A 13438-nucleotide genomic window follows, 5' to 3' on the forward strand; every position below is an offset into this window, starting at 1 on the left:
GACTGGCCCGCCGCTTGCTCATTCGGTTTGGCAACACGAGGTCATCAGCATGAACGCCGCCGCCGTCACCTGGCATCCTAACGCACCTAGACCGCTTGCGCTGGTGCTGGGCACCAATGAGATCGCCTCCGCCGTTGCGGCGAAGCTGAGCGACGCCCGTTTCGCGATCGTGCTCTGTCACGACGCATTCCCGCCGGTGATCCGTCGTGGCATGGCGTTCCATGACGTCCTGTTCGGTGAGGCCCGCGACGTCGACGGTGTGATCGGCTGCCGCGCCGAGAGCATCGCCGACGTCGTTCGGATTCATCGCGAGCCCGGCCAGGTCGCCGTCACCGGAATGCATCTCACCGACATCATCGCCTTCCGCTATCCTGCTGTCATCGTCGACGCACGCATGCAGAAGCATGTCGTCACGCCCGATCTGCGCGGCGTGGCGGGCATCGCCGTCGGCGTCGGCCCTCGCTTTGCGATCGGGCACAATTGCGACATCGCGATCGAGACACATCCTTGCGAGACCGGCGCAATCCTCGCGCACGGCACCACGCGCAACGCCGACGGCAAGGCGCGCGATCTCGGCGGCGCCGGGCGCGAGCGCTTCGTCTATTCGGATCAAGAGGCCGTGTGGCACACGCCGCTCGACATCGGCACCCGCGTCTACAAGGGGATGCAGTTGGGCTCGCTCGGCGGCATGCCGGTGCTCGCGCCGCTCGACGGCGCGTTGCGCGGCATCGCGCGCGACGGCGTGCGCGTGCCCACCAATGTCAAGCTGCTCGAGATCGATCCGCGCGGCCGTCACGCCGCCTGGACCGGCACCGATGAGCGCGGCCAGGCGATCGCGGCGAGCGTCGCGTCGGCCGTTCACGAGATCATGCAAACCGGTCGGAAGGCGGGCCGCGTCTCCGCCATCGTGTGAGGAGGACTGCCATGGGTGTCGCCGAGGTCGGAACGTGCCAGATCGTGGCGCTGCAAGGTGCGGCGTCCACCGTGATCCAGGAGCTGCTCGCGGATTTCGCCGTACGGCTCGCAGGCGCCGGCTTGCGCGTGTCCGGCGTGATCGAGAGCAGCGCCGACAAGGCCAAGCCGTGCAAAGCCATGATGCTGCGCAGTCTGGATGACGACAGGCTGTTCTCGATCTCGCAGGACCTCGGCCCGGGGTCACAGGCCTGCAACCTCGATCCCGAAGGCCTGGTGCTCGCCTGCGCCGCCGTGCAGCAGTCGATCATCAGCGGCACCGATGTCGTGATCCTCAGCAAGTTCGGCAAGCAGGAAGCCGCGGGAGGTGGCCTGGCCGATGCCTTCGGCTCGGCCATCGCCGCGGGGATACCGATCATCACCGCCGTGTCGCCGGCGATGATGGAGGCTTGGAGAGGCTTCGCTGGTCCGTACGCTGAATGCGTGCACGCGGATACCGCGCGCAGCCCGGGCTGGATCGAGGCGTGGGCGGGCCGCAGGGTGACATCGCAGCACGCCCATGACATGATCGCCCGCAGTCGCGAGCGGATCGGAATAGCATGAAGGGCACGGCGCAGATCGAGCTGACCATCAACTTCGGCAACGGCGGCAGCCTGTCGCCCGAGGATCTGCTGCTGATCGAATACATCCGCAAGGAGCGCTCGATCCTGGGCGCGGCGCGGGCGAGCGGCATTTCCTACCGCAAGTGCTGGCTGATGGTCGATGCGCTGAACCGCACCTTCGAGACGCCTGTCTTCGAGACGCATCCCGGCCGCCGCGGCGGCGGCGCCGAGATCACGCCGTTCGGCGAGCGGCTGATCGCGCTGTATCGCTCGATGGAGCGGCGCACGCGCACGGCGACGGCGGCCGCGCTCGGCGAGCTGCAGAACGCTACCGATTCCCGCTATCAGAAGCGGGCCAGTGGCGCGGCCGAGGCAGCTCCGAAGGCCGAACCGCGCCGGGCCCGATCGCGACGCTCTTGATCATGGCCCAGGCCGTCAGGTCCGGCTCCAGCGCCAGACGCTCGACGGATTCCAGCGTCACCAGCGCGTGCAGCTTCGTCGCGCCGAGATCAAAGGTGACGCGCACGTAAGGCGGATCGAGCGGCAGGATCTCCTCGATCCGTCCCGGCAGCCGGTTGGTGATCGACACGTCCATCGGCCGCGATAGCGCGATCGAGACGTCGCGCGCCTCGATGGTCACGGACACGCCGGCATCAACGGCGGCATCGACCATCGGAACGCGCAATTCGCCATCGGCAAAGAACAGCGTCGACAGGCCGTATTGCGGATCATGGCGCAGCACGCGTGCCGGAACCGTCGTGCTGAGCACGACGGACGAGGCTGGAGACGATGGAGGTTGGGCCGTCATCGCGCAAGCAGCCTCCACCGCCTCAGGGACGGTCGTGGTCGTACAGCACGCGGACGCGGATCGTGCCTTCGACGGCGCGCAGTTCCGCCAGCAGCTCCTCGCCCTCGCCACCGACGACGTCGGTCTCGAGCACGACATAGCCGACCTCGGGATCGGTCTGGAGATATTGCGCGAGGATGTTGATGTTGTGCCGCGCCACCGCCTCGTTGACCTGGCGCAGCACGCCCGGGACGTTGCGGTGGACGTGGATGAAGCGCGTGCCGGTCGGGCGCGCCGGCAACTGCACCTGCGGGAAGTTGACCGCGCCGAAGGTCGAGCCGACGTCGGAATAATCGATCAGCTTGCGCGCCACCTCGCCGCCGATGCGGTCCTGCGCCTCCTCGGTCGAGCCGCCGACATGCGGGGTCAGGATCACGTTGGGCAGGCCCTGCAGCGGCGAGACGAACGGGTCGGCGTTCGAGGCGGGCTCGACCGGGAACACGTCGACCGCCGCGCCCGAGAGCTTGCCCTCGCGCAGCGCGCTGGCCAGCGCCTCGATGTCGACGACGGTGCCGCGCGAATTGTTGATCAGATAGGCGCCGTCCTTCATCTGGCGGATCTGGCGCTCGCCGATCATGTTGGCGGTGGCCGGCGTCTCCGGCACGTGCAGCGACACGACGTCGCTGCTGGCGAGCAGCTCGTCGAGGCTCTCGACCGGCTCGGTATTGCCGTGGCGCAGCTTGTCGGTGAGATCGAAGAAGATCACCCGCATGCCCATGGCCTCGGCGAGGTTCGACAGCTGCGAGCCGATGTTGCCGTAGCCGATGATGCCGAGCGTCTTGCCGCGCACCTCGCGGCTGCCATTGGCCGATTTGTCCCAGCCGCCGGCATGCGCCGACACCGAGCGCGGGAAGATGCGGCGCATCAGCATCACGACTTCGGCGATGGTCAGCTCGGCGACGCTGCGGGTGTTCGAATAGGGCGCGTTGAAGACGGGAATGCCAAGCCGCCGCGCCGCGTCGAGCTCCACCTGGTTGGTGCCGACCGAGAAGCAGCCGACCGCCATCAGGCGGTCCGCCGCCTGCAGCACGTCCTCGGTCAGATGCGTGCGCGAGCGAATGCCGAGCATGTGCACGCCGGAGAGCATCCGCTTCAGCTCCGCCGAGCCGAGCGCCTTCGGCAGTCGCTCGATTTCCGTATAGCCGTTGGCCTCGAACATGCGGACGGCCGAGTCGTTCACGCCCTCCAGGAGCAGAACGCGGATCTTTTGCTTGGGCAGCGATAACGGCATGGGCCTGGCCTGAATCAGTCGGGGTGTGTCGTAGTGTAGCGGTTGTTACAGTCGCGATCGGTTGAAACTTGGTGAATGCGACGCGGCAGGAGCGCTTTCTGTCGCTTTCTCAGGGTCTTGTCCACTCCGTACCGGCATTTTGACCGGCGATGCAAAAACAGCGCCTCGAGTCGGCGGTGCGGCGCAACCTCTGCACTGCAGCAACCGCAGATGGTCATTTGACCTAATGACAAACCACGCGAGCAGGGCTAGCCTTCCCGGCAATCACAAAATCATCGGGAGGTCAGCATGTCAGACGGGTTGGTCGAGGCACGCGCATCGGAATCGACTCGCGGCGAAACCCAGACGGTCGATGTCGCCGTCGTCGGCGCCGGGTTTGCGGGATTGTACCTGCTGCATCGGCTGCGCAAGGCCGGATTTTCGACAGTCGCGCTGGATACAGCGAACGATGTCGGCGGAACCTGGTATTGGAACCGTTATCCCGGCGCACGCTGCGACATCCAGACCATCGACTACAGCTACACCTTCGATCCCGAGCTCGAGACCGCCTGGCAGTGGTCGGAGAAATACGCCACCCAGCCCGAGATTCTGCGTTATCTCGGCTTCGTGGCCGATCGCTACGACCTGCGCCGCGACATCCGATTCGGCACCCGTGTCCTCGGCGCCGCCTGGGACGAGGCGAAAGAGCGCTGGCTGCTGACGACGGACAACGGCCCTGCCGTCTCCTGCCGCCACTACATCATGGCGACCGGCTGCCTGTCGCAGCCGAAGCCGCCGGAAATCGACGGCGTCCACGACTTCAAGGGCGCGATCTATTTTACCAGCCGCTGGCCGCATGACGGCGTCGACCTCCGCGGCAAGCGTGTCGCGGTGATCGGCACCGGCTCCTCCGCCATCCAGTCGATCCCGATCATCGCCGAGCAGGCGGCGCAGCTGACAGTATTCCAGCGGACGCCGAACTTCGCGCTGCCGGCGCATAACGGCCCCGTCCCGGCGGAGCGGGCCGCACAGCTCGCGCAGGATCGCAAGGCCGTCCGCGAGCAGGCCCGCTGGTCGCTGACGGGCGTGCCGATCCCGCCGGCGACCGAGTTCAGCTGGGCGTTGAGCGAGGCCGAGCGCCGCGAGCGCTTCGAAAAAATGTGGGCGTCGGGCGATCTCGTCGGCATGCTGACGCAGCTCTGGGCCGACCAGGGCGTCGACGCTGACGGCAACGCCGTGCTCGCCGATCTCATCCGCGAGAAGATCCGCGAGATCGTCAAGGACCCCGAGACGGCCGAGGCGCTCACGCCCCACGACCATCCGTTTGGCGCCAAGCGTCCGTGTCTCGACACCAACTACTATGCGACGTTCAACCGCCCGAACGTCACCCTGGTCAATTTGCGCAAGGAGCCGATCGCATCGATCACCGCGAACGGCATCAAGACCGACAAGCGCAGCTTCGACATCGACGTCATCGTGTTCGCGACCGGCTTCGATGCGATGACCGGCGCGATCCGCGCCGTGCATCCGATCAAGGGGCGCGATGGCAAATCGCTCGATGATACCTGGGCGAGCGGCCCGGAGAGCTATCTCGGACTGACCGTTGCCGGCTTCCCGAACCTGTTCCTCATCACCGGCCCCGGCAGCCCGTCAGTGCTGTCGAACATGGCCGTGTCGATCGAGCAGCATGTCGACTTCGTGGTCGATCGGTTGGCCGAGATGCGCGACGCCGGCTTCACGACCATCGAGCCGACGGAGACCGCCCAGGCCGGCTGGATGCGTCACATGGCGGATTGCTCCACTGTCACGCTGCACCGGCTCGCCAACACCTGGTACACGGGAGCCAACGTGCCCGGCAAGCCGCAGACGCTGATGCCATATACGGGCGGCGTCGGGCCCTATCGCGGCATCTGCAACGAGATCGTCAGCCGCGGCATGCTCGGCTTCAAGCTGACGGGCCCGAATGGCGCGACACAGTGCAATGACGGCGAGATCGTGAAGCTGCAGCCGGATGTCCGGCTGGTGCTGAACATGCTCGCCGAGATGAACCTGCCGCCGATCGAATCGATGGGCGCGCAAGGCGCGCGCGACTTCATCGCCGAGTTCAACAAGGCCCGGCCGCCGGGGCGCCCCGTGGGCGAGGTCAAGGACGGCACCCTGCAGGGCGCCGATGGGCCCCTCGCCTATCGGCTCTACCGTCCGGCGACGCCCGGGCCGCATCCGATCGTCGTGTACTTCCATGGCGGCGGCTGGGTGCTCGGCGACGAGCAGTCCGACGATCCGTTCTGCCGCGACATGTGCCGCCGCTCCAACATGATCTTCGTCAGCGTGAACTATCGCCACGCGCCGGAGCACCGTTTCCCGGCTGCGGCCGAGGACGGCTATGCCGCAGCGAAGTGGGTGTCCGAGCACGCCGCCGAGTTGGGCGGTCGCGAAGGCCCCGTGCTGGTCGCCGGCTGGAGCGCGGGCGGCAACATCGCGGCCGTCACCTGCCAGCTGGCGCGTGACCGCGGCGGGCCCGCGATCGGCGGCCAATTGCTTGTCTGCCCAGTGACCGATTGCAGCTTCGATCGGCCGTCCTACGTGGAAAATGCGGCCGGCTACTTCCTGACGCGCGGGCTGATGTTTTGGTTCTGGGACATCTACTGCTCGCCGGCGGATCGCACCGATCCGCGGGTGTCGCCCCTGCGCGGCCAGCTCAAAGGGCTGCCGCCCGCCTATATCGCCACCTGCGAGTTCGATCCGCTGCGCGATGAGGGCGTAGCCTATGCGGAGGCCTTGGCTGCGGCCGGCGTACCGGTGGGCCAGTTGAAGGCCCGCGGCCACTTCCACTCATCGCTGACAATGGTCGATGTCGTCATCACCGGCGTCGGTGGCCGCATCCAGATGGCGGAGGCGCTGCAGGCGTTCACGCAGCCCGCCGAAGAGAGCGGCTCGCCGGAGATCAACGCCGCGGCGAGCTGACGAGCAACGGTCGGCGGTCCCAGAAGACCGCCGACCTTCAGCCTGCGGCCGCCACCGCGGCGTCGTAGGCATGCACCGAGGCCCATGCGGTCTCGCGCACGTCGCTGGCCGTCATGCCCGGCTTGTACAGGCTCGAGCCGAGTCCGAACGCGCGCACGCCCGCCGCGACGTAGGTAGCGAGATTCTTGTCCGACACACCGCCGACGGCGCCGACCACCACGCCCTTCGGCAGCACGGCCAGTTGCGCGGCAATTCCCGAGGGGCCGAGCACCGAGGCGGGAAAGTACTTCAACGCCGACGCGCCGCAGCGCAAAGCAAGGAACGCTTCGGTCGGCGTGAGCACGCCGGGCATGGTCACCATGTCATAGGCCTGCGCCGTCGCCAGCACCTCCGCATCGACGTTCGGGCTGACCATCAGCCGCCCGCCGGCCTCGGCGACCCGCACGCAGTCCGCGGCGTTGACGACCGTGCCCGCGCCGATCAGGCAGGTCCCGCCGAACCGCGTCGCCAGTCGTTCGATGGAGACGAACGGGTCGGGCGAGTTGAGCGGGACCTCGATCATCTCGAAGCCGGCCTCGATCAGGACATCGACGATCGGCTCGGCCTCGTCAGGCTTGATGCCGCGCAGGATCGCAACGAGCGACCGCTTCACGGAGGGCCAGGCAACGGACTGTGTCATGTCAGAAACGCGCTCCCCAGATCTGCCGCGCGGCTTTGAACAGCCCGCGGCGTGACGCCTGCTCGGCATCGCATTCACTTAGATTGAAACCGCTCGCGACGAGCGCCTCGCGATAGAGACTGCCGAGCCGGCCCGCGCCGATCAAGCGGAGCGGAAGGTGATCACCGAACTGCGCGCGGGCATCGGCAATCTCGCTGCCGATCAAGAGCCCGGACAAGTGCGCAGCCCCATCGGCGCGCTGCGAGAAGCCGAGCAGTTGCGCCGCGCGCAGCCGGAACAGCGCGTTGGTCAAGGCGGTCGGCGCGCCCAACGCTGAAGCGAGGCCCGCCCGGAACGGCGCGCCGTCCTCGGCAGCAGCTCCCGGCTCGACCGCATGCATCAGGATGCTGTGCTGAGAGATGACGGCAAACAGCTCGCCAGTCATGTAGGTGGCGAAATCGATCACGGCGCCGGCGTCGATCCGGATCCATTTGCTGTGGGTGCCGGGGATGCAGACGAGTCCGGAGAAGTCCGACTCGGTCACGCCGAGCAGCTGGGTCTCCTCACCGCGCATCACGTCCGGCTGATGGCTACGCGCCTGTGCCAGCCCCGGCAGGATCCGAACATCGCCGTCCGTTTCGACGCTGACGGCACCGGCATGCAGCGCATCGAGGCGGGTCGGCGTGTGCAGATAGGGTGCCTCGACCCAGCCCTGCCGCGCGCCGGCCATGCCGCAGATCAGCACGGGCAGATCGGCCGACGCACCGAGCTTGCCGAGATGATCGCGCAGCACCGGCGCAAAGCCCGATGTCGCACAGTGCAACATGCCCTCGCCGCCGCGACTCTCGGCCAGCTCCGTCCCGTCGGCAGCCATCAGCCAGGCGCGGAAGCTCGAGGTTCCCCAGTCGACGGCAACAAAGGCCGGCGTTGCGGCGTTGGCGGCGGACACATCCTGCTCCCGAACAGTTCGACAGCTCCGCAATGGCATGCCCGGCGCGTGGCGCAAACCAAAAACTGGATGATGCACGATTATGCACGTTATTATTCTTGTTTATGCATGATACCCGGAGACATGTCGGATGAACTTCCACTGGCCCGTCGCGACGAAATCGCCGGTCGTCTGTCGTCGGGGCAGGCGGTGATCGCCGCCGCCCTGGCGGCCGAGTTCGGCGTCTCCGAGGATGCGATCCGGCGCGATCTGCGCGCGCTTGCCGCCGAGGGACGCTGCCGCCGCGTCTATGGCGGCGCCTTGCCTATCGCCGGCGGCGTCACCCCGATGGCGTCGCGGATCGGAAAGGATCGCGAGCGCAAGCTGGCGCTCGCCCGGACGGCAGCCCGCAGCATCATGCGCGGCGAATTGCTGTTCCTCGACAGCGGCAGCACCAATCTGGCGCTGACCGGATTCCTGCCCGAGGACCTCGACCTCAGGATCGCAACCAATGCCATCGACATTGCCGCGGCGGTGCTGCACCGGCAGGATCTGCGCCTGATCATGATCGGCGGCTGCGTTGATGCCGCGGTCGGTGGCTGCGTCGATGCCGACGCCCTGCTGCAGGTCCAGCGGTTGAACATCGACCGCTGCTTCATCGGCGCCTGCGCGGTGTCGGCTCAGGCCGGCGTCAGCGCGGTGGATCCGGCGGACGCCGCCTTCAAGCGAACCCTGCTGTCGCTGAGCCGGGTGAGCGTCGCAATGGTGACCAGCGAGAAGCTCGAGACACGGGCGCCGCACCGCATCGCCAATGTCAAGGCCATCAGCCAGATGACCGTCGAGCATGATGCCCCGGCAGCGCGGCTGGCCCTGCTCAAGCGGGCAGGCGCCGCGATCGTCATGGCCGACCCGCCCGCATGAGCGGCGCCCCTCCCCGAGTTTCAGGAATCATCCAGATGACCGATCACCGCGCGGCGCAGCTCGCGACACGCCTGGCCTTCTTCGTTGCCGGCTTCGGCATCGCCTGCTGGGCACCGCTGGTGCCGTTCGCCAAGCAGCGTCTGGCGGTGGACGACGCCACGCTCGGGCTCCTGCTGCTCTCGCTCGGCGTCGGCTCGGTCGCGTCGATGCTGGCCGCCGGCCTGCTGAGCGCCCGCTTCGGCAGCAAGCCCGTCGTCGTCGTCAGTGGCATCGCCCTCAGCCTGCTGCTGCCGCCGCTGACGATCGCGGCAACGCCGCTCGCCCTTGCGCTGGCCCTGTTCGCGTTCGGTGCAGCGCTCGGCTCGCTCGACGTCGCCGTGAACATCCAGGCCATCGAGGTCGAGCGGCTGAGCGAGCGGCCGCTGATGTCCGGCTTTCACGCCCAATTCAGCATCGGCGGCTTTGCGGGCTCGGGCGTGATGACTTTGCTGCTCGCCGTCGACGTTGCACCGCTGCTCGGCACGCTGGCCTGCTGCGCACTCGCTTTCGTCGCGATGTTCATCGCTGCGCCGCGACTGATCGCGAGCCGACCGGCTCAGTCCGGGCCCCTGCTCGTGCTGCCCCACGGCGCCGTGCTGCTGCTGGCCGCGCTCGCGGCGATCATGTTTCTCGTCGAAGGCGCCATGCTCGACTGGAGCGCCTTGCTGCTGACCGGCTCCGGCCGCCTGCCCGCCGCACAGGCGGGGCTTGGCTACATCATGTTCTCGATCGCGATGACGGCTGGCCGCCTGGTCGGTGACACGGTCGTCGCACGGATCGGCGACCGCGCGACCTTGCTGTGGGGCAGCGCGATCGCCATCATCGGCTTCGTGGTGCTGCTGACCGTTCCTTTCGTGGTGGCCGCCATGGCCGGCTTTGCCCTGATCGGCATCGGCGCGTCCAATCTCGTCCCCGTCCTGTTCCGTGGAGCCGGCGCCCAGACCACCATGCCCGTTGGTCTTGCGGTCGCCGCGGTCACCACCGCCGGCTATTCCGGCGTGCTGCTCGGGCCCGCCGGCATCGGCTTCGTCGCCGCAGCAACCAGCCTGCCGACCGCGTTCTGGATCCTCGCCGGACTGCTCGTCATCGTCCTCGCGAGCGCCCCGCTGGTGGCGAGGGCACCGCGATAGGCCTACGCGGGAGCCGGACCGCCCTGCAGCTGGCGCGCGCGCACGTCCTGATAGCGAACGTTGGTCTGCGGCTTCACGAACAGCGCGGCGATGACCGGATGACGGGCGCGCAACGCGGCCTCGATCGCGACGACGGTGCGCTCGATGTCGTCGGCCCGCAAATGATCGCTGAACTCGATGCTGAGGGCGACCACGACCTGCTGCGGTGACAGCTGTACCGTGAGCAGGCCGTTGGCGGCGAGCACGCCTTCCGATGTCCGGGCAATCTCGAGAATGGAGCTCGCAAGCTCCGGGTCCGCCGGCTCGCCGATCAGAAGGCTCTTGCTCTCGCGCGCCAGCACCATCGACGTGGCTGCGAGCAGCAGCCCGATCAGGATCGAGCCGATGCCATCCCACGCCGGCTGCTCGAACACGACGGCCGCCGCTGTGGCTGCGGCCGCGATGACGATGCCGACCAGCGCGGCGCTGTCCTCGAACACGACCATGAAGGCCGGCGGATCCTTGCTGCGCCGGAACGCCTCGACATAAGAGAGGCCTGGGGCGGCCCTGCGAAACTGCCGGACCGCCACCCACCAGGAAGCTGCCTCGAAGACGAACGACAGGCCGAGCACGATGAAGTTCACCGTCGGGTCCTCGATCGGCCGCGGCTCCATCAGGTGCAGGACGCCCTCGTACAGCGACACGCCGGCCCCGAACGCGAACAGCAGCACTGCGACGATGAAGCTCCAGAAGTAGAGCTCGCGGCCGTGGCCCAGGGGATGCTGGCGGTCGGGCGGACGACTGGCCCGGTGGAAGCCGTAGAGCAGAACGAGCTCGTTCGCGGTATCGACGACCGAGTGGATCGCCTCGCTCATCATCGCCGAGCTGCCCGTCCAGGCCGCAGCTGCAATCTTGGTGCAGGCGACGAGCAGATTGCCGGCGAGCGCGGCATAGACGGCAATCTTGGAATCCGTGCTCGCCGCCATCGCCCCTGCCCGCACGGTTGCATTCATTGTGCGCCGGGCAACGCATCCTGCAAGGATCGGTTCCCTTGCGAAGCTCAGCCAGAGGGCTCAGGATCACCCGACGGCAATGGAGCAGCGCGATGATGAAGGACGGCGAGACCCAGGCAAGTGATGGACATTTGGCCCATGGGCAAGCGCGTGATACGCATTTCCTGCGCCACAGCTTCGCAGTCGCCCGCCGCTCGATGGCGCACGGCAATCATCCGTTTGCCGCCATCCTCGTCGACGCCGACGGCCAGGTGCTGATCGAGGCCGAGAACGGCTACATGCCGGCGCACGATGCCACGGCCCATGCGGAACGACTGGTTGCAACACAGGCCAGCACGACGATTTCACCCGAAATCAGGACGGCGGCGACGCTCTATTCATCCGCCGAGCCCTGCGCGATGTGCGCCGGCGCGATCTACTGGGCCGGCATCGGGCGCGTGGTCTACGGCCTGAGCGAACGGCGGCTGCGCGACTTCACCGGCAACCATCCCGAGAATCCGACGCTTGACCTGCCCTGCCGCGACGTCTTTGCGAGCGGTCAGCGCGCGACCGAGGTCGTAGGGCCGCTGCTGGAGGACGAAGCGGCCATGCTTCACGTCGGCGTCTGGCACAAGTAATCGTCTTCAAATGAAAAGGGCGCCGCGACGAAGCCGCGGCGCCCTGGATCGTGATCAACCGATCAGAACTTGACGGTCACACCCGAGTACAGCGACGACTCGGTGCAGGCGCCGGTGGAGACGCGGGTGCCGCCGGCTCCGGCAACGGAGCAGCCAACTGCGTTGTTGTGGTCGAGGCCGAACTTGTTCTGCCAGTAGCGATAGGCCACCCAGACGTCGATCATGTGGCTCTGCTTTTCACCCCACATCGCCTTCGATGCGTCGAAGGTCAGACGGATCGGCTCCGAGTTGAACTCGATCTTGGTCGGATACACGCCGTTCGCGACGCTGGCCGGGAGCGGCTCGGTGTCGGTGCCCTTCTTGCCATACCAGCCGGCGCGGCCCGAGATCGAGAAGAACTGCATGTTCTCGGGCAGGAAGCCGAGATCCATGTAGTAGTTCGTCTCGACCGCCCAGGTCGGCTTGAACGATGTATTGCCGTCGGCGATACAGGGGTTCGACCAGCCGGCGCCGCACTGCGAGAACGAGTTGTGGTTGGCGAACTCCCAGTACATCAGGGGAGCGACGTTGAAATAGCCCTTGTAGGGCAGATTGAACGCGAACTGCAGACCGGCAACGACGTCACGCTTGGCCGCACCGAAATAGCGGTTCTCGGTGTTGGCATCCATGCCCACTTCGAACGAGATGTTCTGCAGCGGGCCCATCGTGAAGGCCTTGGTGTTGAAGATCTGGTTCCAGCCGAAGGTCGAGCGGAACAGGCCGTAGATCTCGGTCGCACCGGCGCAGCTTGCCGGCGTGAACGCAAAGCCCGCGTTCGGCGACACGATGCCGCCGGTCTGCGTGCACGGCCCGGCCGGATCGTTATGGTCCGACTTGAACAGCGAGATCGTGAAGAAGTTGGTGCCGTAACCCCACACGTCGAAGTGAGTGAACGAATAGACCTGCTTGGCGGTGTTTGGGTTGAAGGTGCCGTTGGCGTTGGCGGTCCAGGCGCCCGGCTGTCGGGCATTGAAGATGTAGGAGAAGCTGACGCGGTTATCGACCACGAGGAAGAACGGCAGGTCCGCCGGCGCCTTCTTGGCGATCGCCTTGGCCGGCAGATCAGCCGCGCCGGCGACCCCGGCCGACGTAAGCGCCGCCGCGCCGAGCGCGATGGCAGCCATAATGGTTTTATAGAACGACATCTCAAACACCCCCAGTTAACAAGCGCCGATTCCCGACTTGCATGCACACTTGCGCCGTTCTCCCGGCACGAGAAGCCTCAACTTTCTCCAGATGTTGCACGTAGTTTGATCAAGGTTCCGCCCGATTGCGGCGACGGCTGCGGTCATCGGGTTCCAGGGCGTGGGACGATCGGTCGCGGCCAGTGGAGCACTCAATCCGATGTTGCCGCTTCAGATTGCTGACATTTTTCGAAACGGCACGACGCAACATGCGATGGATTTTCAGCTTCATTCCGTTGCGCGATCGAAGCGCGACGTCCGCATGGAATGATGCTGCTCATTCAACGGGCAGGCTGCCTCAAGCGGCGTATTTCCGGCGACTGTCGCAAAAGTGCCACACGCTCATTTCGAGGTCTCGTTGCAACGCGGCATTCTGCAACTCGCCACTCGGCCAC

13 protein-coding genes are annotated in these 13438 nt (G+C 66.9%); 7 read left to right on the forward strand and 6 right to left on the reverse strand.

The window, feature by feature from the left end:
• The first annotated feature begins 49 nt into the window (after positions 1 to 49).
• The 3 genes from QQL87_RS31695 to QQL87_RS31705 are packed head-to-tail and all read left to right on the forward strand — an operon-like array spanning position 50 to position 1934.
• Entirely contained in the window at positions 50 to 913 is an 864-nt protein-coding gene (locus QQL87_RS31695) for a xanthine dehydrogenase (RefSeq protein WP_284423003.1), read from the forward strand.
• Positions 914 to 924: 11 nt separating this feature from the next.
• Entirely contained in the window at positions 925 to 1515 is a 591-nt protein-coding gene (locus QQL87_RS31700) for a DUF2478 domain-containing protein (RefSeq protein WP_284423004.1), read from the forward strand.
• On the forward strand, positions 1512 to 1934 hold the full coding sequence (locus tag QQL87_RS31705) for a winged helix-turn-helix domain-containing protein (protein WP_284423005.1): 423 nt from the start codon (positions 1512 to 1514) through the stop codon (positions 1932 to 1934). The genes QQL87_RS31700 and QQL87_RS31705 overlap by 4 nt, the downstream gene beginning before the upstream one ends.
• On the opposite strand, the gene QQL87_RS31710 is transcribed toward QQL87_RS31705, so the two are convergent.
• Both QQL87_RS31710 and serA read right to left on the reverse strand, forming a co-directional pair.
• Positions 1843 to 2322 (reverse strand): TOBE domain-containing protein, encoded by a 480-nt coding sequence (locus QQL87_RS31710; RefSeq protein ID WP_284423006.1) that lies wholly within the window; start codon positions 2320 to 2322, stop codon positions 1843 to 1845. The two genes, QQL87_RS31705 and QQL87_RS31710, sit on opposite strands and share 92 nt — an antisense overlap.
• Before the next feature lie 22 nt (positions 2323 to 2344).
• The gene (serA, locus tag QQL87_RS31715; protein WP_284423007.1) at positions 2345 to 3592 is read right to left on the reverse strand and encodes a phosphoglycerate dehydrogenase; all 1248 of its coding nucleotides are present in this window, start codon (positions 3590 to 3592) and stop codon (positions 2345 to 2347) included.
• A 288-nt stretch (positions 3593 to 3880) separates the two neighbouring features.
• Between serA and QQL87_RS31720 the strand changes: the two genes are divergently transcribed.
• A complete protein-coding gene (locus QQL87_RS31720; RefSeq protein ID WP_284423008.1) occupies positions 3881 to 6535 on the forward strand; it encodes a flavin-containing monooxygenase in 2655 nt (884 codons plus the stop codon).
• Between the two features lie 37 nt (positions 6536 to 6572).
• Here QQL87_RS31720 and QQL87_RS31725 read toward each other — a convergent pair whose 3' ends face one another.
• Positions 6573 to 7214 (reverse strand): 2-dehydro-3-deoxy-6-phosphogalactonate aldolase, encoded by a 642-nt coding sequence (locus QQL87_RS31725; protein ID WP_284423009.1) that lies wholly within the window; start codon positions 7212 to 7214, stop codon positions 6573 to 6575.
• A gap of 1 nt (position 7215) precedes the next feature.
• Entirely contained in the window at positions 7216 to 8142 is a 927-nt protein-coding gene (locus tag QQL87_RS31730; protein WP_284423010.1) for a 2-dehydro-3-deoxygalactonokinase, read from the reverse strand.
• Positions 8143 to 8265: 123 nt separating this feature from the next.
• Between QQL87_RS31730 and QQL87_RS31735 the strand changes: the two genes are divergently transcribed.
• Together QQL87_RS31735 and QQL87_RS31740 are read left to right on the forward strand one after the other, a co-directional pair.
• Positions 8266 to 9042, forward strand: a complete 777-nt coding sequence (locus tag QQL87_RS31735; RefSeq protein ID WP_284423011.1) for a DeoR/GlpR family DNA-binding transcription regulator — start codon at positions 8266 to 8268, stop codon at positions 9040 to 9042.
• A 29-nt stretch (positions 9043 to 9071) separates the two neighbouring features.
• On the forward strand, positions 9072 to 10211 hold the full coding sequence (locus tag QQL87_RS31740; RefSeq protein ID WP_502871241.1) for an MFS transporter: 1140 nt from the start codon (positions 9072 to 9074) through the stop codon (positions 10209 to 10211).
• A gap of 2 nt (positions 10212 to 10213) precedes the next feature.
• Here QQL87_RS31740 and QQL87_RS31745 read toward each other — a convergent pair whose 3' ends face one another.
• Positions 10214 to 11176, reverse strand: a complete 963-nt coding sequence (locus tag QQL87_RS31745; protein ID WP_284423013.1) for a cation diffusion facilitator family transporter — start codon at positions 11174 to 11176, stop codon at positions 10214 to 10216.
• A 122-nt stretch (positions 11177 to 11298) separates the two neighbouring features.
• Between QQL87_RS31745 and QQL87_RS31750 the strand changes: the two genes are divergently transcribed.
• On the forward strand, positions 11299 to 11820 hold the full coding sequence (locus tag QQL87_RS31750; RefSeq protein ID WP_502871242.1) for a nucleoside deaminase: 522 nt from the start codon (positions 11299 to 11301) through the stop codon (positions 11818 to 11820).
• A gap of 62 nt (positions 11821 to 11882) precedes the next feature.
• Here the strand turns inward: QQL87_RS31750 and QQL87_RS31755 are convergent, their stop codons facing one another.
• Positions 11883 to 13004, reverse strand: a complete 1122-nt coding sequence (locus QQL87_RS31755) for a hypothetical protein (RefSeq protein WP_284423014.1) — start codon at positions 13002 to 13004, stop codon at positions 11883 to 11885.
• Positions 13005 to 13438 lie beyond the last annotated feature (434 nt).

This window comes from Bradyrhizobium sp. SSBR45G (assembly GCF_030159255.1).
Lineage (GTDB): Bacteria > Pseudomonadota > Alphaproteobacteria > Rhizobiales > Xanthobacteraceae > Bradyrhizobium.